Origin of the sequence: Streptomyces sp. NBC_01689 (genome assembly GCF_036250675.1) — a bacterium.
Taxonomy (GTDB): domain Bacteria; phylum Actinomycetota; class Actinomycetes; order Streptomycetales; family Streptomycetaceae; genus Streptomyces.
The window spans coordinates 3376552-3401585 of record NZ_CP109592.1 but is presented as its reverse complement, the minus strand read 5'-3'; the positions used below and the strand labels follow the sequence as shown (position 1 = coordinate 3401585).

General features: G+C 72.3%; 20 protein-coding genes. 13 read left to right on the top strand and 7 right to left on the bottom strand.

Annotated elements, in window-relative coordinates; all coding sequences use genetic code 11:
- Positions 1–98: 98 nt before the first annotated feature.
- Positions 99–1433 (bottom strand): 4-aminobutyrate--2-oxoglutarate transaminase, encoded by a 1335-nt coding sequence (gabT, locus tag OG776_RS14210; protein ID WP_148010724.1) that lies wholly within the window; start codon positions 1431–1433, stop codon positions 99–101.
- 476 nt (positions 1434–1909) lie between these two features.
- Between gabT and OG776_RS14205 the strand changes: the two genes are divergently transcribed.
- The 4 genes from OG776_RS14205 (at position 1910) to OG776_RS14190 (ending at position 8369) form a co-directional block, all read left to right on the top strand.
- Positions 1910–4036, top strand: a complete 2127-nt coding sequence (locus OG776_RS14205; RefSeq protein ID WP_148010725.1) for an ATP-binding protein — start codon at positions 1910–1912, stop codon at positions 4034–4036.
- A 142-nt stretch (positions 4037–4178) separates the two neighbouring features.
- Complete coding sequence (locus OG776_RS14200) at positions 4179–5837, top strand: PucR family transcriptional regulator (protein ID WP_148010726.1); 1659 nt, start codon at positions 4179–4181, stop codon at positions 5835–5837.
- Between the two features lie 381 nt (positions 5838–6218).
- The gene (locus tag OG776_RS14195) at positions 6219–7664 is read left to right on the top strand and encodes an aldehyde dehydrogenase family protein (protein ID WP_329320951.1); all 1446 of its coding nucleotides are present in this window, start codon (positions 6219–6221) and stop codon (positions 7662–7664) included.
- A gap of 225 nt (positions 7665–7889) precedes the next feature.
- On the top strand, positions 7890–8369 hold the full coding sequence (locus OG776_RS14190; RefSeq protein ID WP_148010728.1) for a general stress protein: 480 nt from the start codon (positions 7890–7892) through the stop codon (positions 8367–8369).
- A gap of 56 nt (positions 8370–8425) precedes the next feature.
- Here the strand turns inward: OG776_RS14190 and OG776_RS14185 are convergent, their stop codons facing one another.
- Positions 8426–8908: a hypothetical protein gene (locus OG776_RS14185; RefSeq protein ID WP_148010729.1), complete on the bottom strand. Its 483-nt coding sequence runs from the start codon at positions 8906–8908 to the stop codon at positions 8426–8428.
- Between the two features lie 230 nt (positions 8909–9138).
- Positions 9139–10152, bottom strand: coding sequence for a LacI family DNA-binding transcriptional regulator (locus OG776_RS14180; protein ID WP_329320947.1), 1014 nt, complete (start codon positions 10150–10152; stop codon positions 9139–9141).
- Positions 10153–10653: 501 nt separating this feature from the next.
- Here OG776_RS14180 and OG776_RS14175 point away from each other — a divergent pair.
- Entirely contained in the window at positions 10654–12594 is a 1941-nt protein-coding gene (locus OG776_RS14175) for an acyl-CoA dehydrogenase family protein (protein ID WP_382658742.1), read from the top strand.
- A 125-nt stretch (positions 12595–12719) separates the two neighbouring features.
- Here the strand turns inward: OG776_RS14175 and OG776_RS14170 are convergent, their stop codons facing one another.
- Positions 12720–13172, bottom strand: a complete 453-nt coding sequence (locus tag OG776_RS14170; protein WP_148010749.1) for a lamin tail domain-containing protein — start codon at positions 13170–13172, stop codon at positions 12720–12722.
- Positions 13173–13362: 190 nt separating this feature from the next.
- Between OG776_RS14170 and dxr the strand changes: the two genes are divergently transcribed.
- From dxr to OG776_RS14140, 6 genes are all read left to right on the top strand, one after another.
- Positions 13363–14619: a 1-deoxy-D-xylulose-5-phosphate reductoisomerase gene (dxr, locus tag OG776_RS14165; protein WP_329320944.1), complete on the top strand. Its 1257-nt coding sequence runs from the start codon at positions 13363–13365 to the stop codon at positions 14617–14619.
- Positions 14616–15920: a M50 family metallopeptidase gene (locus tag OG776_RS14160; protein WP_148010751.1), complete on the top strand. Its 1305-nt coding sequence runs from the start codon at positions 14616–14618 to the stop codon at positions 15918–15920. Before dxr ends, OG776_RS14160 begins: the two co-directional genes overlap by 4 nt.
- Positions 15921–16082: 162 nt before the next feature.
- Positions 16083–17240: a flavodoxin-dependent (E)-4-hydroxy-3-methylbut-2-enyl-diphosphate synthase gene (gene ispG / locus OG776_RS14155; RefSeq protein WP_148010752.1), complete on the top strand. Its 1158-nt coding sequence runs from the start codon at positions 16083–16085 to the stop codon at positions 17238–17240.
- Between the two features lie 382 nt (positions 17241–17622).
- Positions 17623–18471 carry a GNAT family N-acetyltransferase gene (locus tag OG776_RS14150; protein WP_148010753.1) on the top strand — a complete coding sequence of 283 codons (849 nt, stop codon included), beginning with the start codon at positions 17623–17625 and terminating at the stop codon, positions 18469–18471.
- 79 nt (positions 18472–18550) lie between these two features.
- Positions 18551–19120: a GNAT family N-acetyltransferase gene (locus OG776_RS14145; protein ID WP_148010754.1), complete on the top strand. Its 570-nt coding sequence runs from the start codon at positions 18551–18553 to the stop codon at positions 19118–19120.
- A gap of 92 nt (positions 19121–19212) precedes the next feature.
- Complete coding sequence (locus OG776_RS14140) at positions 19213–20904, top strand: proline--tRNA ligase (protein WP_148010755.1); 1692 nt, start codon at positions 19213–19215, stop codon at positions 20902–20904.
- A 126-nt stretch (positions 20905–21030) separates the two neighbouring features.
- Here OG776_RS14140 and OG776_RS14135 read toward each other — a convergent pair whose 3' ends face one another.
- The 3 genes from OG776_RS14135 to OG776_RS14125 form a co-directional block, all read right to left on the bottom strand.
- Entirely contained in the window at positions 21031–21978 is a 948-nt protein-coding gene (locus OG776_RS14135) for an aminoglycoside phosphotransferase family protein (protein WP_148010756.1), read from the bottom strand.
- Between the two features lie 40 nt (positions 21979–22018).
- Positions 22019–22459, bottom strand: coding sequence for a ferritin-like domain-containing protein (locus OG776_RS14130; RefSeq protein ID WP_261994682.1), 441 nt, complete (start codon positions 22457–22459; stop codon positions 22019–22021).
- An 86-nt stretch (positions 22460–22545) separates the two neighbouring features.
- Positions 22546–23187, bottom strand: coding sequence for a hypothetical protein (locus tag OG776_RS14125; protein WP_329320939.1), 642 nt, complete (start codon positions 23185–23187; stop codon positions 22546–22548).
- A 197-nt stretch (positions 23188–23384) separates the two neighbouring features.
- Here OG776_RS14125 and rimP point away from each other — a divergent pair, with 197 nt between their 5' ends.
- Both rimP and nusA read left to right on the top strand, forming a co-directional pair.
- The gene (gene rimP / locus OG776_RS14120) at positions 23385–23927 is read left to right on the top strand and encodes a ribosome maturation factor RimP (protein WP_148010759.1); all 543 of its coding nucleotides are present in this window, start codon (positions 23385–23387) and stop codon (positions 23925–23927) included.
- A gap of 2 nt (positions 23928–23929) precedes the next feature.
- Positions 23930–24952 carry a transcription termination factor NusA gene (nusA, locus tag OG776_RS14115; protein WP_148010760.1) on the top strand — a complete coding sequence of 341 codons (1023 nt, stop codon included), beginning with the start codon at positions 23930–23932 and terminating at the stop codon, positions 24950–24952.
- The last annotated feature ends 82 nt before the right edge of the window (positions 24953–25034 follow it).

Below are 25034 nucleotides of genomic sequence, written 5' to 3'. Positions count from 1 at the left end.
TCTTCACACGCTCTGCGCCCGGCCGTACCCGCAGCGGGACGAAGCGGAATCCGCCGAGGGCGGGCCGGCCGGGTTCCGGTGCGGGTGCGGTGAGGACGTCAGATGCGGGAGAAGGCCTGCTCGATGATGTCGAGGCCCTCGTTGAGGAGGTCCTCGCCGATGACCAGCGGAGGCAGGAAGCGGAGGACGTTGCCGTAGGTGCCACAGGTCAGGACCAGCAGGCCCTCCTGGTGGCAGGCCCTGGCGAGCGCGGCGGTCGCCTCCGGGTTCGGCTCCTTGGTCGCGCGGTCCTTCACCAGCTCGATGGCGATCATGGCGCCACGGCCCCGGACGTCGCCGATGACGTCGAACTTCTCGGCCATGGCGGACAGCCGGGTCTTCATGACCGACTCGATGTTCTTCGCCTTGGCGTTGAGGTCGAGCTCCTTCATGGTCTCGATCGCGCCGAGCGCGCCCGCGCAGGCCACCGGGTTGCCGCCGTAGGTGCCGCCGAGGCCGCCGGAGTGCGCGGCGTCCATGATCTCCGCGCGGCCCGTCACGGCGGCCAGCGGCAGACCGCCGGCGATGCCCTTGGCGGTGGTGATCAGGTCCGGGACGATCCCCTCGTCCTCGCACGCGAACCACTGACCCGTGCGGCAGAACCCGGACTGGATCTCGTCGGCGACGAACACGATCCCGTTGTCCTTGGCGTACTGGCTGATCGCGGGCAGGAAGCCCTTGGCGGGCTCGATGAAGCCGCCCTCGCCGAGCACCGGCTCGATGATGATCGCGGCCACGTTGTCGGCCCCGATCTGCTTGTTGATCATGTCGATGGCCTGTGCGGACGCCTCGGCACCGGCGTTCTCCGGGCCGGTCAGCCAGCGGTAGCCGTAGGCCACCGGCACCCGGTAGACCTCGGGCGCGAACGGGCCGAAGCCGTGCTTGTACGGCATGTTCTTGGCCGTCAGCGCCATCGTGAGGTTCGTCCGGCCGTGGTAGCCGTGGTCGAAGACGACGACCGCCTGGCGCTTGGTGTACGCGCGGGCGATCTTGACGGCGTTCTCGACGGCCTCGGCGCCCGAGTTGAACAGCGCGGACTTCTTGGCGTGGTCACCCGGCGTCAGCTCGGCCAGCGCCTCGGCGACGGCGACGTAGCCCTCGTACGGCGTGACCATGAAACAGGTGTGGGTGAAGTCCTGGAGCTGGGCGGAGGCCCGGCGTACGACGGCCTCGGCGCTCGCGCCGACCGAGGTCACGGCGATGCCCGAGCCGAAGTCGATCAGGCGGTTGCCGTCGACGTCCTCGATGATGCCGCCGCCGGCGCGCGTGGTGAAGACCGGGAGCACCGAGCCCACGCCGGCCGCGACCGCGGCCGTACGGCGGGCCTGCAGCTCCTGCGACTTCGGGCCGGGGATGGCGGTGACGACGCGGCGCTCCTGCGGAAGTGCGGTCATGAGGGGCTCCCTGATGGATCTTGCGAACCGGACGGTCCCCGGCGGACGGGGCGCCGGGCAGGTGTTTTCGGACGCTTGACTTCTTTATCCGCAGGCTAGGGCCGGCTCCGGAGGGTGGGCATGCTCCATGTGGGCGTTGTCGGAACGCCCGCTTGTCCGCGGTGGACATAGAGGGAGGGCAGCCGGGTGAGGACCTGTACACCGTGGACAGGGGCACCGCGGTCGGGTCGGGGACACCGTGCCCGGACGCGCCGGGCCGCACGCGCCGGGCCGGACATGCCGTGGTCGAACGCGCCGACGGGAGACCCCGTGCGCGGGCGCGCGCCGGGGGACCGGTGGTCCGCGCCGCCGGCCCCCGTGTCCGGAACCGTGGAATCGACCGGCGAGGGCAGCCCCGTAAACGGTGAACTCGCCCCGCAGGGGCACTAGATTGACTCGCGGACGAAGCAGGGAGCGGCTGGTCAGGGGGCAGGGCGATGGACAGCGACGGGACCCAGGACGCGCGGGGCACGCATGCCCGGCCGGTGCCGCGTCCGGCGGGACCGGCGGACGCGGCGGCGACACCGCCCCGTCCGACCCGGGCACCGGGCGTACCGCCGATGCCGGACGGCTCCGCCTTCCTGGCCTGGCTGCGCGCCCCGCGGCCGGAGGCCGCCCCCGGGGTGTGGCGGTTCGGCTACCGGCCCCGGCCCGAGCAGGAGCCGGAACGGATCCCGGCCCGCCAGCTGCTCAGCGGCGCGGTGATCGCCTTCCTGGTGGGCTGGCTTGTCTGGTCGCTGCTGTGGAACGGCTACCTCGGCGGCTGGTGGGTCCTGCCGCTCGAACTGTTCACCCCGGACTCCTGGCGCCACAGCGACGACCGCGTCGGCAACGCCTTCCTCTGGTACGGCTACTACACGCTGATCGCCCTCGCGATCATGATCGTCGTCGGCCGCCTCGGCCGCTGGGGCGAGGTCTGGCGGCGCTACGGGCTGCCCGCGTGGCAGCGGGCCGCGCCCGTCCACGAGCGCCCGCCCACGCCCGAGGAGGACCCCGCCCAGTGGAACCACCTCCGCGCCGCCGGGGCCACCGACGCCGCCGACCGGCTCGCCGCCGAGGCCGGCCGCGGGCTGATGCGCGACGTCGACCACGCCCGGATCGCCCGCGCCTGGCAGGGCGTGCGCAGCGGACGCCACAGCCTCGCCACGTTCACCGCGGCCGTGCTCACGGACGGCGCCGCCGCCTGCCTGCACCCCTCCGGCGACCGCGACCTGCCCGGCCGCCTCGCGCGCCACGACCTGGTGACCGGACAGGTACGGCTCGGCGCGACCGCCGACGACCCGCGCAACCCCTACGCCTACCGCGACACCGGGCTCGCCCTCGGCCCCGACCTGCTGGGTACCTCCCTGCTCGCGGTGGGCCCGGCCGGGTCCGGCAAGACCGCCAGCGTCGTCTGGCCGCTCGCCGAGTCGCTCTGCCTGCACGCCCTCGCCGGGCGCGCCGCCGTCGTGGTGGTGGGCGCCGCGGGCGCCGGGCTCGGCCCCGTCGACGCGTACGACGTCGTCGTCCGGATCGGGAACCCCGAGTCCGTGTACGACCTCGACCTGTACGGCGGGACCACCGACCCCGACGAAGCCGCCGCGGTACTCGCCGAGGCGCTGGTCGGTGACCTCGCCGACCCGCACCCCGGGGGCGACAGCCGCCGCCCGACCACCGTGCTCGCCCAGCTGCTCGGCCCCTACCGCGCCGTCCACGGACGCTTCCCCTCCGTGGCCGAGCTGCGACAGCTCCTCGACGGGACGCCCGGACCGCTCGGCGCGCTGCGCAAGGCGCTCCAGGACGGCGGACAGGAGTCGCTGCTGCGGGAACTCGACGCCCGGGAGCGCCAGATGGGACACCCCGGCGACGTCGGTGGCGTACTAGCGGACCGGGTCGCGCTCCTCGACCGGCCCGCCTTCGCCGGGTTCTTCGACACCTCGGGACAGTCGCGGCCCTTCTCCCTGCGGGCACTCGACCACCCGGTGCGGGTACGGATCGACCTGCCCGCGCGCGGGCACGCCGACGCCTCGCGGATCCTCGCCCGGCTCGTGCTCGCCCAGTTCACCGCGAGCGTCGCCGTACGGGAGGACCGCTCGCTCTTCGCCTGTCTCGTCCTGGACGACGCGACGGGCCTGATCACGCCCGAGGCCGTGCGGGGCATCCAGCGGCTGCGGTCGGGCAACGCCGGGGCCGTGCTGACGCTGCGCACCCTCGACGACGTACCGCGTCCGCTGCGCGGCCCCCTGCTCGGCTCCATCGGGTGCCGGATGGCGCTGTCCGGGCTCACCCCCTGGGACGGGCAGGACTTCGCCGAGGTGTGGGGCAAGGAGTGGATCGAGGCGCGGGACGTCACCGACCGGCAGATCATCGCGGAGACCCCGGCCGGGAAGGCGGTGCACATGCTCCGGCGGGTGATCACCGGGCACGCCCCGACCGCGCGCGCCGTGACCGTCCGGCAGGTCGAACGGGAACGGTGGTCCGCCTCCGAGCTGGCGCACGGGGTACCGCCGGGGCACGCCGTCCTGTCGCTCACCACCGTGCGCGGGGAGCACGCGCCGCCCCTCCTGGTGGATCTCCGCGGCTGACCGGGAGGTCCGGACGTCAGGTCACCGGCCGACCGTACGGTGAGGCAGAATCGACAGAGGTCGTTCATACGTTGCGGCCAAAAGATCCAAAAGATCACACCGCCCGCGGCCGTCGAAGATCCTGTGAAGACCTGAAGGTCCCATGCCACCCACGCTCGCCTCGCTCGTCCACCACTCCGCGCTCAAGCTGACCGTGCGGGCGGGCGAGGACCGGCTGGACGTGCCCGTCCGCTGGGCCCATGTCAGCGAGCTCGCCGACCCCGTGCCGTACATGGAGGGCGGGGAGCTGCTGCTCATCACCGCGCTCACCCTGGACGCGGAGGACCCGGACGTCATGCGGCGCTACGTGAAGCGCCTCGCCGGAGCCGGGGTGGTGGGCCTGGGCTTCGCCGTCGGGGTCAACTACGAGGAGATCCCCGAGGCGCTCGTCGACGCGGCCGTGGAGGAGGGGCTGCCGCTGCTGGAGGTGCCCCGCCGCACGCCGTTCCTGGCGATCAGCAAGGCCGTCTCGGCCGCGATCGCCGCCGACCAGTACCGGGCCGTGACCGCGGGCTTCGCCGCACAGCGCGAACTGACCAAGCAGGCGCTGAGCGACGGCCCGCAGGGGCTCCTGGCCGCGCTCGCCGGACAGGTCGACGGCTGGGCCGCGCTCTACGACGCCTCGGGTGCCGTCGTCGCCGCCGCGCCCGAGTGGGCCGGACGCCGGGCCGCGCGGCTCACCCCGGACGTGGAACGGCTGCGCGAGCGGCCCGCGCCCGCGAGTTCGGTGGTGGGCGGCGAGGACCGCGTCGAACTGCACTCGCTCGGGACCGGCCGCCGGCCCCGAGCGGCGCTCGCCGTCGGCACGGCCGCCGCCCTCGGCACCGCCGAGCGGTACGCCGTGCACTCCGCGATCGCCCTGCTCACCCTCACCACCGAACGGTCGCGCCCGCTGCACGCGGCGGAGCAGCGGATCGGCGCGGCCGTGCTGCGCATGCTGCTCGCCGGCCAGCCCGAGCACGCCCGGACCGTGGCGGGGGACCTGTACGGGGACCTGCTCGACGCGCCGTTCCGGCTCATCCTCGCCGAGTCGGCGTCCGCCTCGGCGGCCCGGGCACACGCGGACGGACACGCCCGGGTCGCCGCGCCGAAGCAGTCCAGGAGCCAGGTCGCGGTGCCGGACACGAACGGCGACCCGCTCGGCGGACTCGCCGAGATCGTCGAGTCCGCCGCCGCCCGCTCCGGCGAGTCCGTGCTCGTCGTGCCCGACGGCGAGCGACTGGTCGTGCTCGCCGTCGACGGAGGCGCGGCGGTCGCCGCGTGCGGGGAGTACGCCCTCGCGCTGGACACCGCGCGGACGGCGGCCCCGGAGCAGTCGCCGGGCGAGGAGGACGAACCGGTCATCGGCCTGTCCGCCCCGGCCGGGCCGATCGCCGCGGCCGCCGCCTACAAACAGGCCGAACAGGCACTGTCCGTCGCCCGGCGCCGGGGGCGCTCGCTGGTCGAGCACGAGGAACTGGCCGCCGGGTCGGTACTGCCGCTGCTCGCGGACGACGCGGTGCGGGCGTTCGCCGACGGGCTGCTGCGGGCGCTGTACGAGCACGACGCGACCGGGCGGGGCGACCTGGTGGCCTCCCTGCGGGCGTGGCTGTCGCGGCACGGGCAGTGGGACGCGGCGGCCGCGGATCTCGGTGTGCACCGGCATACGCTGCGTTATCGCATGCGGCGGGTCGAGGAGATCCTCGGGAGGTCGCTCGACGATCCCGATGTCCGGATGGAACTCTGGCTGGCGCTGAAGACGACGGCGACGGCCACGGAATAGGGGTCCTCGCCTCCGGCTCAGCCCCCTGGCCAGGGGCTCCGCCCCCGGACCCCCGTGTCGGCCTGGACGGCCTCGTCCTCAAGCGCCGGACGGGCTGGAGATGCGGGCGCGCACCATCAGCCCGTCCGGCGTTTGAGGACGAGCCCTTCGGGCGAAGGCGGGGGTCCAGGGGGCGCAGCGCCCCTGGCGGGGTCTGGGGCGGAGCCCCAGGGACAGGATGGGTCGGGTAGGGGCGGCGGGGGCGACCCCGGGGACCAGGACACGGCGGCGCACCCACGGAGGCGACTGCTACGCCCCGGACAAATACCCCCGCCCCGCCCCGGCCCTACCGTGGACCACGCAACCCCGCACTCCTCGACCTCGGAAGGGCCGGAACCCGACATGACTTCCACCCACGCCTTCTGGCTCGCCGGCCGCCAGGCCACCGGCGAGACCGCTTTCGACGTGACCTCACCGTGGGACGGCCACGTCGTCGCCCAGGTCAGCGTCCCGACCGAGGCCCAGGTCGAGGAGGCCGTGGCCGCCGCGTACGCCGTGCGCGACGAGTTCGCCGCCACCCCCGCCCACGTCCGCGCCGCCGCCCTCGACCACGTGAGCCGCCGCCTCGTCGAGCGCACCGAGGAGATCGCGCGGCTGATCTCCGCCGAGAACGGCAAGCCGGTCAAGTGGGCCCGCGGCGAGGTCGGCCGCGCGGTCTCCGTCTTCCGGTTCGCCGCGGAGGAAGCCCGCAGGTTCAACGGCGGCGAGGCCCAGCGCCTGGACACCGACCTCGGCGGCCAGGGCCGTCTCGCCCTGACCCGCCGCTTCCCCAAGGGCGTCGTCCTCGGCATCGCGCCGTTCAACTTCCCCCTCAACCTGTGCGCCCACAAGATCGCCCCGGCCATCGCCGCCGGCGCGCCGATCATCCTCAAGCCCGCTCCCGCGACGCCGCTGTCGGGCCTGATCATCGGTGACCTGCTGGCCGAGACGGACCTGCCGGCCGGTTCCTGGTCGATCCTGCCGGTCTCCAACGACCGCATGCCCGCCCTCGTCCAGGACGAGCGCCTGCCCGTGATCTCCTTCACCGGCTCCGAGAAGGTCGGCTACGCGATCATGGACTCGGTGCCCCGCAAGCACTGCACCCTGGAACTGGGCGGCAACGGCGCGGCGGTCGTGCTCGCCGACTGGGCGAGCGACCAGGACCTGGACCGGGCCGCGACCCGGATCGCCACCTTCTCGAACTACCAGGGCGGCCAGTCCTGCATCTCCGTGCAGCGGGTGATCGCGGACGCCTCCGTCTACGACCGGCTCCTGCCGCGCATCGTCGCCGCGGTCGAGGCCCAGGTGACCGGTGACCCGTCGGACGACAGGACCGACGTCGGCCCGCTCGTCAGCGAGGACGCGGCCAAGCGCGTCGAGACCTGGGTCGACGAGGCGGTCGCGGCGGGTGCCTCGCTCCTCACCGGCGGCAAGCGCGACGGTGCCTCGTACGCCCCGACGGTCCTCGCCGACGTGCCGGACGACGTCACCGTCTCCTGCGAGGAGGTCTTCGGCCCCGTCCTCACGGTGCGCAAGGTGGACGGCGAGGCAGCCGCCTTCGCCGCCGTCAACGACTCCAAGTACGGCCTGCAGGCGGGTGTGTTCACCCACGACCTGCAGAGTGCGTTCCGCGCGCACCGGGCGCTGGAGGTCGGCGGCGTGATCATCGGCGACGTGCCGTCCTACCGCGCCGACCAGATGCCCTACGGCGGGGTGAAGCAGTCCGGCGTCGGACGCGAGGGCGTCAAGTTCGCGATGGACGACTACACCTACGAGCGCGTCCTCGTGCTGACGGGTCTCGCCCTCTGAGCGTGCCCGAACGGGTCACCGGCGGCCGGAGTCCACTGGGCGGGGACTCCGGCCGCCGTCGTGTCCGGCACCGTCGTGTCGGCACCGCCGTGTCCGGCACCGTCGCGTGCCCGGCCGCCGTGGGGCACGCCGGCCCGGCACGCCCGGCCGGCGCGTTCCGCCTTGCGAGGGACACCGCCTCGCCGCAGGCTGTTCGACGGGGACGGTGAGCAAGGGAGCCCTCTGATGACCCAGCAACCCCTGACAGCGCCGCTCGACCGGCCGGTGGTCGGCTCGTATCCGACCTACGAGGGCGCGCAGCGCGCGGTCGACTTCCTCTCCGACAGCAAGTTCCCGGTGGAGCACACCGCGATCATCGGCTCCGATCTGCGGATGGTGGAGACGGTGCTGGGCCGGCTCACCCGTGGGCGGGCCGCCCTGGCCGGCGCGGGTTCGGGCGCCTGGTTCGGGCTGCTGGTCGGCCTGCTCCTGTCGCTGTTCGCGGCGGGCAACCATCACGTCCTGGTGCTGATGATCAGCGGCCTGTTCTACGGAGCGATCTTCGGCGCGCTCTTCGGCTTCGCCGGCCACGCGTTCACCGGGGGCCGCCGCGACTTCGCGTCCCGCAGCCAGATCGTCGCCGCCCGCTACGACGTGGTCGCCGAGGCGGAGGTGGCCGAGGAGGCGAAGAACCTGCTCATCAAACTCGGTTGGCGCGAACACTGAGAACGCCGGGAACACTGAGAACCCAGGAACGCCGGGAACGCCGGGAAGTCCGTCCGTCACGCGGTGGCGCGCCTTCTGGTCCGGCGTTCCGTGTCGAGGGCGGCCGCGCCGGTGATCGCCACGGCGGTCACCGCGAGGCAGAAGAAGGCCGGGTTGACGTACCGGGGGACGTCTCCGGTGGCGTACCGGCCACCGTCCCCCGTCTCGCAGACGAACCGCACGGGCAGATAGCTCACCGTGTATCCGGTGATGCCGGGGTCCCTCGCCCACTCCTGCCAGCCGGGCGTACGGCACGGCCGGATCGGCGCTGAGTCGGTGCCGCCGTCCTCGGCCGCCAGAACCGCACCGGCGACATGGAGCAGCCCCCACACGTACACGGCGATCGCGGCGGCACCGGCCAGCGCCGCCGGCCCGCGCAGCCGTCCTCCGCCGTCGGCGCGGACCACGTCCCGGCGCCCGAGCCGGCGCAGGCCGTACCCGGCGAGGGCGACGCAGGCGACCAGCCCGCCGGGAACCAGCAGCAGGAGCAGAAGAGCCATGCGCCGACCTCAACAGGACGGCATCGGCCCCGCTGTGGCGGAGGCCACAGTTCCGGGCAACGGAAGCGTCACAAGGCGTAAGGGGCGGCGAGGACCACGAGGACCGAACGAGGGCGAACGACGGCCGACGACGACGAACAACGCACGACGGCGGACGAGCGGCAGATGGCGCGCGACGGACCGGGGCCCGGGGACCGTGAACCGAGGGGCGGGGACGGGCGGACGGAGCGTCAGGCCGCCCCGGGGGCCGGTCCCGTGCTCGCGCGGATCGTCAACTCCGGTGCGATGAGCGCGACTTCGTCGTCGTCGCGGCCCTCCAGTTTGGCGATCACCTGCTCGACCGCACGTCGGCCCATCTCCTGCGCGGGGATGGCGACCGACGTCAGCCGCACGGAGGCCTGGGTGGCGACCTGGTCCGGGCAGACCGCGATCACCGACACGTCCTCGGGGACGGCCCGGCGCTGCCGGCGCAGCAGGGCGAGCAGCGGCTCGACCGCGGACTCGTTCTGCACGACGAAGCCCGTGGTGGCGGGGCGTTCGTCGAAGACGCGGGCCAGGGTCAGGGACATCGCGTCGAAGCCGCCCTCGCACGGGCGGTGCAGCAACCGCAGGCCCAACTCCCGGGCCCGGGACCGGAGTCCGTCGAGCGTGCGCTCGGCGAAACCGGTGTGCCGTTCGTAGACGGCGGGGGCCTCGCCGATGACGGCGATGTCCCGGTGGCCCAGCATCGCCAGATGCTCGGCGCACAGCGCGCCCGTCGCCCCGAAGTCGAGATCGACGCAGGTCAGCCCCGAGGTGTCGGCGGGCAGCCCGATCAGGACGGAGGGCCGGTCCGTGCGGCGCAGCAACGGCAGCCGCTCGTCGTCGAGTTCGACGTCCATCAGGATCATCGCGTCGGCCAGCCCGCTGCCGGTGACCCGGCGTACGGCGTCGGGTCCTTCCTCGCCGGTGAGCAGCAGCACGTCGTACCCGAAGGTGCGGGCGTGGGTCGCCACCGCGATGGCGATCTCCATCATCACGGGTACGTACATGTCGGTACGGAGTGGAACCATCAGAGCGATGATGTTGGACCGGCTGCTCGCCAGGGCGCGGGCGCCCGCGTTCGGGTGGTAGCCGAGCTCCTGGATGCTCCGCTCGACCCGCTGCCGGGTGTCGGCGGAGATGGACCGCTTACCGCTGAGGACATAGCTCACCGTGCTCGCCGAGACTCCGGCGTGACGGGCGACCTCGGCAAGGGTGACCATCCGGCTCTCCAGGCTGGGTGAAGCGCTTCGACAGTGCGCGTGTCACGGATCGAGGCGGGTGAGGGCTGTTCGACAGTAGTCCGGTGAAGAGAGTGTGTCCACAGGCTTCCCGGTAAGTCGAAGCGCTTCGATCGTCCCGCCCTGCGCCTCTGCCGCCCACGGAGCAGCTTCCGGCCGCGCCCCTGGGCGGCATCCCGGACGGCGCCCGGGCCGCGTCCGGACGGCACCCGAGCGGCACCGCGCGGCACCCGAACGGCCCTCGCGGGGACCTCCGGTGTGACGCGGGGTGCGGCGGCGCCGACCGCGCGGGCGCAAGCTGGAACATGTCAGGCGCCACCGGCCGAAAGGCCGCGCGCGCGGCGGCGTCGGCCGGTCCCCGGACGGTCCGGAGGCGGCCCGAACGCTGCGAGAGGACTGGTGAGGTCGCCCGCAATCGGGTACGAACGATCGAGTAGCACCGGTCAGTAACGAAGACCCCCAGTGATCCCTATTCGCGGCGAGGTGAGCTTCTTGTCCGCAACACCCCACCGGCCCACAGTCACCGAACGTGAGGCCCGTCAGGTCGCCGAGGCGGCGCGGGAGCAGGACTGGCGCAAGCCCAGCTTCGCCAAGGAACTGTTCCTCGGGCGCTTCCGGCTCGACCTGATCCACCCGCACCCCCTGCCGCCCGACGAGGCGGTCCAGCGTGGTGAGGAATTCCTCGCCAAGCTGCGCGACTTCTGCGAGACGAAGATCGACTCCGCCCGGATCGAGCGCGAGGCACGGATCCCCGACGAGGTCGTCGACGGGCTCAAGGAGCTCGGCGCCCTCGGCATGAAGATCGACACCAAGTACGGCGGCCTCGGCCTCACCCAGGTGTACTACAACAAGGCGCTCGCCCTGGTCGGCTCCGCGAGCCCGGCGATCGGCGCACTGCTCTCCGCGCACCAGTCGATCGGCGTCCCCCAGCCGCTGAAGATCTTCGGGACCAAGGAGCAGAAGGACACCTTCCTGCCCCGCTGCGCCCGTACCGACATCTCCGCCTTCCTGCTCACCGAGCCGGACGTCGGTTCGGACCCGGCGCGGCTGGCCACGACCGCCGTGCCGGACGGCGACGACTACGTCCTCGACGGCGTGAAGCTCTGGACGACCAACGGTGTCGTCGCCGATCTGCTGGTGGTCATGGCGCGGGTGCCGAAGTCGGAGGGGCACAAGGGCGGCATCACGGCGTTCGTGGTGGAGGCCGGTTCCGACGGCATCACCGTCGAGCACCGCAACGCGTTCATGGGCCTGCGCGGCCTGGAGAACGGTGTCACCCGCTTCCACCAGGTGCGCGTCCCCGCCGCGAACCGGATCGGCCCCGAGGGCGCGGGTCTGAAGATCGCGCTGACCACCCTCAACACCGGCCGGCTCTCGCTCCCCGCCATGTGCGTCGGGGCGGGCAAGTGGTGCCTCAAGATCGCCCGCGAGTGGTCCGCCGCGCGCGAGCAGTGGGGCAAGCCGGTGGCCTTCCACGAGGCGGTCGGAGCGAAGATCTCCTTCATCGCGGCGACCACGTTCGCACTGGAGGCGGTCGTCGACCTGTCCTCCCAGATGGCCGACGAGGACCGCAACGACATCCGTATCGAGGCCGCCCTCGCCAAGCTGTACGGCTCCGAGATGGCCTGCCTGATGGCGGACGAACTGGTCCAGATCCGCGGCGGCCGCGGCTTCGAGACCGCCGCGTCCCTCAAGGCCCGCGGCGAACGGGCGGTCCCGGCCGAGCAGATCCTGCGGGACCTGCGCATCAACCGCATCTTCGAGGGCTCGACGGAGATCATGCACCTGCTGATCGCCCGCGAGGCCGTGGACGCCCACCTCTCGGTGGCCGGCGACCTCATCGACCCCGACAAGTCCCTCTCGGACAAGGCGAAGGCGGGCGCCAACGCCGGTGTCTTCTACGCGAAGTGGCTCCCGAAACTGGTCGCGGGCCCCGGCCAGCTGCCCCGCTCGTACGGCGAGTTCCAGCACGGCATCGACCTCTCGCCGCACCTGCGCTACGTCGAGCGCAGCGCCCGCAAACTGGCCCGCTCCACCTTCTACGCCATGTCCCGCTGGCAGGGACGGATGGAGACCAAGCAGGGCTTCCTGGGCCGGATCGTGGACATCGGCGCCGAGCTCTTCGCGATGAGCGCCGCCTGTGTGCGCGCCGAACTCCTGCGCACCGAGGGGGAGCACGGCCGTGAGGCCTACCAGCTCGCCGACGCGTTCTGCAGGCAGTCCCGCATCCGCGTCGACGAACTCTTCGGGCGGCTGTGGACCAACACCGACGAGCTCGACCGCAGGGTCGTGAAGAACGTGATGTCGGGCACGTACACCTGGCTGGAGGAAGGGGTCGTCGACCCGTCGGGCGACGGCCCGTGGATCGCCGACGCGACGCCCGGTCCCGCCCAGCGGGAGAACGTGCGCCGGCCCATCCGCTGACCGCGGTCCCGGCAAGCAGGGGCGTGGCCGACGCCGTCGAGCGCGTCGGCCACGCCCCGCGGTCCGTCCGGCCGCCGGGTCCGGGCACTCCCGGTCCGGCCCGCGCGGCGGGGGCCGGTCCGGGATCAGCAGTACTTGTCGCTGGGATCCCTGGTCGTCCACGAGCACGAGTCGACCTTCGAGCCGCTCGCCTTCGTCAGCGTGGCCGTGTCACTCGTGTTGTTCCACACGTAGGCGCGGCGGTGCTGGAACTTGTCCGTCGTGGTGTCCGTACCGCTTCCGGTGTGCACCTTCATGGTCCGGCCCGCGCCGATTCTGACGTTCGGGAAGGTGTACCGGTGGTTCGACACGTCCTTCAGGATCCAGCCCTTGAGCGAGACCGCCGCCGAACTGGTGTTCTTGATCTGCACCCACTCGCCGTTGAGGCTCGTGTTGGAGCGGTTGTCGGAGCCCGGGCTGTCGAACCAGACGTGATGGATGGTCACACCGCCGGCGGCCTGAGCCGGAGTGCTGAGAAGGAAAGCGCCCGTCAGTGCGACGGCGCCCGCGAGCGCGGGCAGGGCGGCGCGAGTCCGCATGAGAAACCCCCCAGGGTGTCGTTCCCCGGCCGGTCGTCCACCGGCCAGTGATGAAGTGTTATCACGTGATCTTCACGCGAGATTCACAAAGGGTGATTTCGTGCCGTCCGGTGCACGGGGGTGATACAGGAGCCGGACCGGAAGAGGGAGCCCTGTCCTGCGCGGCCCGCGTTGCGGCCACAATGGGGGGATGAGCGACAGTCCAGCCCCCCTCGCTGATCCGCATCTCGTCTTCGACCCCGTGGACGGAGTCAGGGATGTCGTGATCCTCGGCTCCACCGGGTCGATCGGGACCCAGGCCATCGATCTCGTGCTGCGCAACCCCGACCGCTTCCGCGTCACCGGGCTCTCCGCCGCAGGCGGCAGGGTCGGACTGCTCGCCGAGCAGGCCCACCGGCTGCGGGTGCGGACGGTCGCCGTCGCGCGCGAGGACGTCGTCCCCGCACTGCGGGAGGCCCTGGCCGCCCAGTACTCCGCCGGTGAGCCGCTCCCCGAGATCCTCGCGGGAGCCGACGCCGCCACCCACCTCGCCGGATCCGACGGTCACACCGTCCTCAACGGCATCACCGGCTCCATCGGCCTCGCCCCCACCCTCGCCGCCCTGGAGGCGGGCCGCACCCTCGCGCTCGCCAACAAGGAGTCGCTCATCGTCGGCGGCCCGCTGGTGAAGGCGCTGGCCAAGCCGGGACAGATCATCCCCGTCGACTCCGAGCACGCGGCGCTGTTCCAGGCGCTGGCGGCCGGCACCCGCGCCGACGTCCGCAAACTCGTCGTGACCGCCTCCGGGGGACCCTTCCGGGGCCGTACCAAGGCGGAACTGGCGAACGTCACACCGGCCGACGCGCTCGCCCACCCCACCTGGGCCATGGGGCCGGTCATCACCATCAACTCCGCGACCCTGGTCAACAAGGGACTGGAAGTCATCGAGGCGCACCTCCTCTACGACATTCCCTTCGATCGCATTGAGGTGGTCGTGCACCCGCAGTCGTATGTCCACTCGATGGTCGAGTACACGGACGGATCGACACTGGCCCAGGCGACGCCCCCCGACATGCGGGGGCCGATCGCCATCGGTCTCGGCTGGCCGGAGCGCGTCCCCGACGCGGCCCCGGCCTGCGACTGGACCAAGGCGTCGAGCTGGGAGTTCTTCCCGCTCGACGACGAGGCGTTCCCCTCGGTCGGACTCGCCCGGCACGTGGGCCGGCTCGCGGGCACGGCTCCGGCGGTGTTCAATGCCGCGAACGAGGAGTGCGTCGACGCGTTCCTGAACGGCACCCTGCCGTTCAATGGGATCATGGAGACCGTCACACAGGTGGTCGAGGAACACGGAACACCCCGATCGGGAACTTCCCTGACCGTGGCGGACGTCCTCGAAGCGGAGACCTGGGCGCGCGCCCGGGCCCGGGAACTGACGGCACAGACGACAACCGCGGAGGCTCGTGCATGACGACCCTGATGATGATCCTCGGCATAGTCGTCTTCGCGGTCGGCCTGCTCATCTCGATCGCCTGGCACGAGCTGGGACATCTGTCGACGGCCAAGCTCTTCGGCATCCGCGTGCCGCAGTACATGGTCGGCTTCGGTCCGACCATCTGGTCGCGGAAGAAGGGCGAGACCGAGTACGGGGTGAAGGCGGTCCCGCTCGGTGGCTACATCCGCATGATCGGGATGTTCCCGCCGGGTCCCGACGGCCGGATCGAGGCACGCTCGACCTCTCCCTTCCGGGGCATGATCGAGGACGCCAGGTCCGCCGCCTTCGAAGAGCTGAAGCCCGGTGACGAGACCCGCCTCTTCTATACGCGCAAGCCCTGGAAGCGCGTGATCGTGATGTTCGCGGGCCCGTTCATGAACCTGGTCCTGGCCGTCGCGATCTTCCTCGGCGTGATGATGACGTTCGGCGTCCAGACCCAGACCACCACGGTCGGCAAGGTCTCGGACTGTGTCATCCAGCAGAGCGAGAACCGCTCCAAGTGCGCGTCCGGTGACGAGGCCGCGCCCGCCAAGGCCGCCGGACTCCGGGGCGGCGACAAGATCGTCGCGTTCGACGGCCGCGCGGTCGACGACTGGGCCGCCCTGCAGTCCGACATCCGCTCCAACCCCGGCAAGGACGTCACGATCGTCGTCGACCGCAAGGGCGAGCGGGTCGAGCTGAAGGCCCACCTGATCAAGAACCAGGTCAGCAAGACCGACGGCAACGGCGGCTACGTCGAGGGCAAGTACGTGTACGCCGGCTTCCTCGGCTTCACGCCGGCCTCCGGCATCGTCCAGCAGTCGTTCGGACAGTCCGTGGACCGCATGGGCGACATGATGCAGAACGGCGTCGAGTCGCTGGTCTCGCTTCCCGGCAAGATCCCCGACCTGTGGAACGCGGCCTTCGGCGACGGCCCGCGCAAGGCCGACTCCCCGATGGGCGTGGTCGGCGCGGCCCGGATCGGCGGGGACGTCTTCACCCTCGACATCCCGGCCTCCCAGCAGGTCGCGATGATGCTGCTGCTGGTCGCGGGCTTCAATCTGTCCCTCTTCCTGTTCAACATGCTCCCGCTGCTCCCGCTCGACGGCGGGCACATCGCGGGCGCACTGTGGGAGTCCCTGCGACGCGGCACGGCGAGGGTGCTCAAGCGGCCCGATCCGGGTCCGTTCGACGTCGCGAAGCTGATGCCGGTGGCCTACGTGGTGGCCGGGATCTTCGTCTGCTTCACGCTTCTCGTGCTGGTCGCGGACGTGGTCAACCCGGTGAAAATCTCCTAGTAGGGCTCCGTTCACGGTGGCCGGGCACCCTGGGTGCCCGGCCACCATTCGTTGGGTGGGTTTAGGGGCGTGATGTGCTCTCGCGCGCGCCGGTGCCGTAATCTCGGAGCCTGGAGCCCACGATTCCGGGACCTTGATCCACAACTTGGGGTTGCACAGCAGATGACTGCGATTTCTCTCGGCATGCCGTCCGTTCCGACCAAGCTCGCCGAGCGCCGGAAGAGCCGGCAGATCCAGGTCGGAACCGTGGCCGTGGGCGGAGACGCACCCGTCTCGGTGCAGTCGATGACGACCACGCGGACCTCGGACATCGGCGCCACGCTCCAGCAGATCGCCGAGCTGACCGCGTCCGGCTGCCAGATCGTGCGGGTCGCCTGTCCCACCCAGGACGACGCCGACGCGCTCGCCACGATCGCCAAGAAGTCGCAGATCCCAGTGATCGCTGACATCCACTTCCAGCCGAAGTACGTCTTCGCCGCGATCGACGCCGGCTGCGCGGCCGTCCGCGTCAACCCCGGCAACATCAAGCAGTTCGACGACCAGGTCAAGGAGATCGCGCGGGCCGCGAAGGACACCGGCACCCCGATCCGGATCGGCGTCAACGCGGGCTCGCTCGACCGGCGCCTGCTCCAGAAGTACGGCAAGGCGACGCCGGAGGCGCTCGTCGAGTCGGCGCTGTGGGAAGCCTCCCTCTTCGAGGAGCACGACTTCCGCGACATCAAGATCTCGGTCAAGCACAACGACCCGGTCGTCATGGTCAACGCCTACCGCCAGCTCGCCGCCGCCTGCGACTACCCCCTCCACCTCGGTGTGACGGAGGCGGGCCCGGCCTTCCAGGGCACCATCAAGTCGGCGGTCGCCTTCGGCGCGCTGCTCTCCGAGGGCATCGGCGACACGATCCGCGTCTCCCTCTCGGCCCCGCCCGTCGAGGAGATCAAGGTCGGCCTCCAGATCCTGGAGTCCCTCAACCTCAAGCAGCGCGGCCTGGAGATCGTCTCCTGCCCGTCCTGCGGCCGCGCCCAGGTCGACGTCTACAAGCTGGCCGAGGAAGTCACCGCCGGCCTCACCGGCATGGAGGTCCCGCTCCGCGTCGCCGTCATGGGCTGCGTGGTGAACGGCCCGGGCGAGGCCCGCGAGGCCGACCTCGGCGTCGCCTCCGGCAACGGCAAGGGGCAGATCTTCGTCAAGGGCGAGGTCATCAAGACCGTGCCCGAGTCGAAGATCGTCGAGACCCTCATCGAGGAAGCGATGAAGCTCGCCGAGCAGATGGAGGCCGACGGCGTCGCCTCCGGCGAGCCGTCGGTGGCCGTGGCGGGCTGACCGCCCCCTCCGGGCTCCGCCCGACTCTCTCCCTCGGGGCGGGGCGCAGCCCCGCCTTGAGGGGCGCGGGGAACGGCGCGCCCAGCCCCCATGAACCCGCACCGGACGGCTGTCGTCCGGCGGGTGCCGCGGCGCAGCCCGGCCCCCCCGAGGGGCGCGGGGAACGGCGCGCTCAGCCCTCACGAGCCCGCACCGGACGGCTGTCGTCCGGCAGGTGCCGCGGCGCAGCCCGGCCCCCCCCGAGGGGCGCGGGGAACGGCGCGCCCAGCCCCCACCAACCCGCACCCGAACCCCACAGACCGGCAGAGCCAACCGGCGGCAGCCCACAACGCCGCCAGGTACAGTGCGGAGATCAGTAGACCCCAGGGTGAGGCCTCCGTACGTGTTGACCCAGACCACCACCAGGGTCCTCGAACCGAGTGACCTGGACGCCGCACTCGCGGTGCTCGACCGCGAGCCGGTCGCGAACGCCTTCGTCGCATCCCGGGTGCAGATCGCCGGCCTCGACCCCTGGCGGCTCGGCGGCGAGATGTGGGGCTGGTACGAGGACGGCATGCTGGAGTCGCTCTGCTACGCCGGAGCGAACCTGGTCCCGATCTGCGCCACCCCCCGCGCCGTCCGCGGCTTCGCCGACCGCGCCCGCCGGGCCGGCCGCCGCTGCTCCTCGATCGTCGGCCCCGCCGAGGCCACCGCCCAGCTGTGGCGGCTGCTCGAACCGAGCTGGGGCCCCGCCCGGGAGGTCCGCGCCCACCAGCCCCTGATGGTCACCGACCGCCTGCCCGCCGACATCGCCCCGGACCCCTACCTCCGCCGCATCCGCAAGGACGAGATGGAGACGATCATGCCGGCGTGCGTGGCGATGTTCACCGAGGAGGTCGGCGTCTCCCCGCTCGCCGGCGACGGCGGTCTCCTCTATCAGGCACGGGTGGCCGAACTCGTCGGCACGGGACGCTCCTTCGCCCGCCTCGACCAGAACGGCAAGGTCGTCTTCAAGGCCGAGATCGGCGCCGCGACCCCCCAGGCCTGCCAGATCCAGGGCGTCTGGGTCGCCCCCGAGTACCGGGGCCAGGGACTCGCCGCCCCCGGCATGGCCGCCGTCCTGCGCTACGCCCTCGCGGACGTCGCCCCCCTCGTCAGCCTCTACGTCAACGACTTCAACACGGCCGCCCGCGCGACCTACCGGCGCGTGGGCTTCCGGGAGGTCGGTGCGTTCATGAGCGTCCTGTTCTAGCCACACCGCCGACCACACCCGCGGCCACCGGCACGAAGAGCCGTTCTGAGCCTCGCGACCGCCCTGTAGTCTCCCCGGCATGCTGCGCTTTCCCGGTCAGGGGCCCCGCACCCCCGACGACGTGGTCATCGGCCCGCTGGACCTCGCCGCGCGCGTCGACGAGGCGCTCGCCGTCCAGGCGCTCGCCTTCGGGCTGGGCGCGGACGAGATCGCCGTCCGCCGGCAGATCGTGCTCCGCCATCTCACCAGTCCGGGAGCCCGCGCGCTGGGCGCCACCACCGGCGACGGACGGCTCGTCGGATTCGTCTACGGCATGCCCAACGACCGCGGGCACTGGTGGTCCACCGTCGTCGAGCCCTATCTGCGGGCGCGGGGCAACGACGGCTGGCTCGACGACTCCTTCGTGATCACCGAGCTGCACGTCCACCCGCGCTACCAGAACCGCGGCGCGGGCCGCGCCCTGATCACCGGCATCACGGACGGCGCGGACGAACCCCGCTCGATCCTCTCGGCCATCGACACGGACAGCCCGGCCCGCGGCCTCTACCACTCGCTGGGCTACGAGGACCTCGCACGTCAGGTCCTCTTCCCGAGCGCGCCGAAACCGTACGCGGTGATGGGCGCGCCGCTGCCGCTGAGGCGCCCCTGACGGACGCGTCGGGGGCGAAACGGATTTCCGGGGACGGCGGCCCCCCGGCTAACCTCCTTGCCATCACCCTTACGCAGCAGGAGTCGAGAACCATGGCCCAGGTCCAGCGCATGTCCCGTTCGATGGTCAAGACACTGCGTGACGACCCGGCGGACGCCGAGACGCTCAGCCACAAGCTGCTCGTCCGCGCCGGCTACGTGCGCCGCAACTCCGCGGGCATCTGGACCTGGCTGCCGCTCGGCAAGAAGGTCCTCGACAACATCTCCCGGGTGGTGCGTGAGGAGATGGACGCCATCGGCGCGCAGGAGGTCCTGCTGCCGGCCCTGCTGCCCAAGGAGCCCTACGAGGCCTCGGCCCGCTGGGAGGAGTACGGCGACCTGCTGTTCCGCCTCAGGGACCGCAAGGGCGGCGAGTATTTGCTGGGCCCGACGCACGAGGAGATCTTCACCCTCCTCGTCAAGGACCAGGCGTCCTCGTACAAGGACCTGCCGGTCATGCTGTACCAGATCCAGACCAAGTACCGGGACGAGGCCCGCCCGCGCTCCGGAGTGCTGCGCGGCCGCGAGTTCCAGATGAAGGACTCGTACTCCTTCGACACCACGGACGAGGGACTCGCCGAGTCCTACGCGCTGCACCGCGCCGCGTACCAGAAGATCTTCGCCCGGCTCGGCCTCGACTACCGCATCGTGTCGGCGGTCTCGGGTGCCATGGGCGGCTCCGCCTCCGAGGAGTTCCTCGCTCCCGCCGCGGCCGGTGAGGACACCTTCGCGGACTGCCCGGCCTGCGACTACGCCGCCAACACGGAGGCGGTGACCTTCAAGGTCACGCCGGTCTCCGCGGAGCACGGCCCGGTCGAGGAGCTGGACACCCCCGACACCCCCACCATCGAGTCGCTCGCCGAGCACCTGGGCGTCCCCGCCTCCGCGACGCTGAAGAACCTGCTGGTCAAGGTCGACGGCGAGATCGTGGCCGTCGGCGTTCCCGGCGACCGCGAGGTGGACCTCGGCAAGCTGGGCGAGCACCTCGCCCCCGCCGTCGTCGAACTCGTCACGGCCGAGGACTTCGAGGGCCGCGACGACCTCGTACGGGGCTACGTCGGCCCGCAGGGACTGGAGAAGGTCCGCTACATCGCCGACCCGCGCGTCGCGCCCGGCACGGCCTGGATCACCGGTGCCAACAAGGCCGACACGCACGCGAAGAACGTCGTCGCGGGCCGGGACTTCGAGGTCGACGACTACCTCGACGTGGTCGTGGTCGAGGAGGGCGACCCCTGCCCGTCCTGCGGCACCGGCCTCAAGCTGGACCGTGCCATCGAGATCGGCCACATCTTCCAGCTCGGCCGCAAGTACGCCGACACCTTCCAGCTCGACGTGCTCGGCCAGCAGGGCAAGCCGGTCCGCGTGACCATGGGCTCGTACGGCATCGGCGTCTCGCGCGCGGTGGCGGCGCTCGCCGAGCAGTCGGCGGACGAGCAGGGCCTGTGCTGGCCGAAGGAGATCGCCCCCGCCGACGTGCACGTCGTCGCCGCGGGCAAGGCGCTCCAGACCGAGCTGGCCCTCGACGTCTCCGAGAAGCTGGGCGCCGCGGGCGTACGGGTCCTGGTGGACGACCGCGCCGGTGTCTCCCCGGGTGTGAAGTTCACGGACGCCGAGCTCATCGGCGTACCGCAGATCCTGGTAGCCGGGCGCCGCTCGGCCGAGGGCGTCCTGGAGCTCAAGGACCGCCGCACCGGCGAGCGCGAGGAACTGACCGTCGACGAGGCGATCGCCCGCCTGACGGTCTGACCGGAACGGACGGCGGGACGGCCGTGGCCCGGGCAGCACGCCCCGGGCCACGGCCGTCGCGCTGTCATCGGGACGGGCCGGACGGGCCGGACGGGCGGAGCGAACGGACCGCGGGACCGCCGCCGCTCAGAGCCAGCCGGCGAACTCCAGCAGCAGTTCGGCGTCCTGCGGACGGCCCACCCTCCGCGCCCGCACACCGGACTCGACGGCCCGGAACAGGGTCCAGCCGCGCAGCCGCTCCTGGTCCACCTCCAGCGACTCGGCGAGCCGCTTCACCCGCCGCCGGGTGATCGAGGCCCCCGAGGGCGAGGCGATCAGGTCCTCCACCCGGTCGCGGACCAGCCGCGCCAGATCGAAGGCGCACTCACCGACCACCGGGTCCGGGCCCACGGCCAGCCAGGGCATGCGCTCCCCGGCGAGCACCTTGCTCTGCCGGAAGGTGCCGTGCAGCAGCCGTTCCTCGGGCGGCCCGGCGATCAGCTCCGCGCGGGCCGCCAGCGCCGCGTCGACGAGCTCCACGACCTCGGCGTCGGTGTCCGCCGCGGCCCGCATCGCCTCGGCCTGCCGCCCGGTCCGCTCGGCCACCGTCTCGAAGGCGTGCACCTTCGCGTCGGGCGGTGCGACCCACAGCCGCCGCAGCGTACCGGCCGCCTCCAGCAGCGCCTTCGCCTCCGGCAGCGAACGCACCGACAGATCGGGCCGCAACCGCTCCAGCAGCAGCACTCCGTGGGCGTCGTCCCCCTCGTCGCCGGGAGGCAGCAGCCGCACCGCGCCCCGGCCGTCCCAGTGGGCGAGCGCGGCCCGCTCGCTCTCCGGCCGTGCCCGCTCCGGCGCCAGCTTCAGCACGGCGGGCGTCCCGTCGGCCTGCCGCACCAGCACGACGAGACTGCTGCGGCCGCCGGGCGCCTGCACCCGTTCCACGGTCAACTCGCGTAGACCGACGGCCTGTTCGACCGCAACGGCCAGCTCGTCCAGCCACTTGCCCGAGCCATCGTCCCCCTTGGTCCCGTCCGCTCCGCCCCGCTGGGCCTCACCGAGCGCCCGCACCAGGCGCTGCGGAGGTTCGAAAGCCATGCCGGAGTCCATGCGGGAGGGGTTCCTTCCGAGAGTCGCGTCAGGTGTGCGAGGGCGCCGCCGCGAACGAGGCGGACGTCCGCTCGGCGAGACCAGGGAAGGCTACGCTCTCCCCGCGCCAGCGCACTCCCCGCACCGCCGCCTCCCGCAGGGCCTCGGCGGCCGAGCGCCGCCGGTCGCCCGAAGCGGCGCGCACCAGGTCGGAGTAGCTCCCCGCCACCCGCTCCTCCAGCTCGGCGGCGAAGCGGACGGCGGCGCCGGAGTCGTCGACCGCGAAGGGCAGCGCGTACGCGGCGGCCGCAGGCGCGGGCTGTCCGCCCAGATCCCTTATGGCGCGGGCCAGTTCGTCGCGGCGCGCGCGGTGCGCGTCGTAGGCCGCGCGTGCCTCGCCGCGGCGCGATTCGCCGATCCTGCCACCGACGACGCCGTACCCGTACACCACGGCGTGCTCGGCGGCCAGGGCGGCCTGCAGGGCCGTCAGCTCCGCCGTCCCGGCCTTCCCGCCGGCCTTCCCGGTCGCACCGGGTCCCGGGGTCTCCCCGGCCGGTTCCGTCGCGTCCGTCGAGCTCACTTGGCCTCCTTCGTCAGCAGAAACGCGTGGGCCGCCCCGGCCGCCGCCACCGAGGCCAGCAGCCTCGCCAATTCGCCCGGTACGTCCAGCAGGGCTTTCGTACGCCGGTCCACCAGGGCGAGTTCGGCGCTCGCGAGGTCGGCGAGCGCGTCCTTCTCACGGACCGGTACGGCGGGCGAGCCACCCGCCGAAGCCGAGGCCGAGGCCGACGCCGAGGACCCGGAGGAGGCCGAAACGGCGGAAGAAGCGGAAGAAGTGGAAGTAGCGGAAGGAGAGGAGGCGGCGGACGCGGACGAGGAGGCCGCCGAGCGGGAGGCCGACGGCGGGCCCGAGGGGCGGCGCGCGCCGCCGCCGAACGCCTGCGCGTGCCGTACGACCTCGGTCCGCAGCGGCTCCAGACGCTCCGCCAGCGGCGGATGGGCGGCGATCACGGCGGCGTAGCGCGCCGCGAGCGTCTCGCTGTCGCGGGCCGCACGCGCGCGGGCGGCGTCCTCGGCCGAGGGGCTCCGGCCCGCGGCGGCCGGGGAGGACGGTCCAGGGGCGGAACAGCCCACAAGCACGGCGGCGCCCGCGGCCGACGCGAACAGGCTCCTTCGGCGCGGACCCGACGGGATGCGGGACGGCGGGGTGAACGACACGGCAGACGTCCTCGGAAGGCTCGTACGAACGGGAGGGCGGCGCGCCCGTGATCACGGTACCCGCGCCGGGACCCGGCACCCGCCAGCGGCTCTCCCGTGCCCGCCCCGATGGACGGCAACACCCCCTGCGACCGGATACCCTTTGACCAGAGACGCGACCAACCCACAACAGCACACGCGGCCGAGGAGTCACCCGGATGAGCACCACCCAGAGCGAGAGGCTGCGAGAACTTCTGGAACCGCTCGTCGGCTCCCAGGGACTGGACCTCGAGGAGATCGAGGTGGACTCGGTCGGACGCAAGCGGGTGCTGCGCGTGGTCGTCGACTCGGACGCCGGTGCGGACCTGGACCAGATCGCCGATGTGAGCCGCGCGCTCTCGGCGAAGCTCGACGAGAGCGACGCGATGGGCGAGGGCGAGTACACCCTCGAGGTCGGAACCCCCGGTGCCGAGCGTGAGCTCACCGAGCACCGTCACTACGTACGTGCCACGGACCGGCTGGTGAAGTTCCAGCTCGGAGACGGCGCCGAGCTCGTCGCCCGCATCCTGAAGGCCGACGACGACGCCCTCGACCTGGAGGTGCCGGGTGTGAAGGGGCGCAGGCCCACCACCCGTCGGCTCGCCCTCGCGGACATCGCCAAGGCCCGCGTCCAGGTCGAGTTCAACCGCAAGAGCGCGAACGACAAGACCGAAGAGACCGTAGAGGTCGAAGAGACCGAAGAGAACGCAGAGGAGGCGTAGCCGTGGACATCGACATGAGTGCCCTGCGGGGTTTGGTACGGGAGAAGGAGATCTCCTTCGACCTGCTGGTCGAGGCGATCGAGTCGGCCCTCCTCATCGCCTACCACCGCACCGAGGGAAGCCGCCGCCACGCGCGCGTGAAGCTCGACCGGGAGACCGGCCATGTGACCGTGTGGGCGAAGGAGGACCCCGAGGACCTGGAGGAGGGGCAGGAGATCCGCGAGTTCGACGACACCCCGTCGGACTTCGGCCGGATCGCCGCGACCACCGCCAAGCAGGTGATCCTGCAGCGTCTGCGGGACGCGGAGGACGACGCGACGCTCGGCGAGTACGCCGGGCGTGAGGGCGACATCGTGACGGGCGTGGTCCAGCAGGGACGCGACCCGAAGAACGTGCTGGTCGACATCGGCAAGCTGGAGGCCATCCTGCCCGTGCAGGAGCAGGTCCCCGGCGAGACCTACCAGCACGGCCTGCGGCTGCGCTCGTACGTCGTCCGGGTGGCGAAGGGCGTGCGCGGTCCGTCCGTGACCCTGTCGCGCACGCACCCCGCCCTGGTGAAGAAGCTTTTCGCGCTGGAGGTGCCGGAGATCGCCGACGGTTCCGTCGAGATCTCCGCCATCGCCCGCGAGGCCGGCCACCGCACGAAGATCGCCGTCCGTTCCACCCGTTCGGGCCTGAACGCCAAGGGTGCCTGCATCGGCCCCATGGGCGGCCGGGTGCGCAACGTGATGGCCGAGCTGAACGGCGAGAAGATCGATATCGTCGACTGGTCGGACGACCCGGCCGAGATGGTGGCGAACGCGCTGTCCCCGGCCCGGGTGTCCAAGGTCGAGGTCGTCGACCTCGCGGCCCGGTCGGCGCGGGTGACGGTCCCCGACTACCAGCTGTCGCTGGCGATCGGCAAGGAGGGCCAGAACGCCCGCCTCGCGGCCCGCCTCACCGGCTGGCGGATCGACATCCGTCCGGACACCGAGCAGTCCTCGGAGCAGCCCGCCGAGCGGCGCGGGGACCGGGACGGGGAATAGATCCAGACCGCGAGTGGCTTGGATCACGACAGTTATCTGCGCAGCAACTGTTCGAATCTTGCCCCAAAGGGGTGAGGTCGGT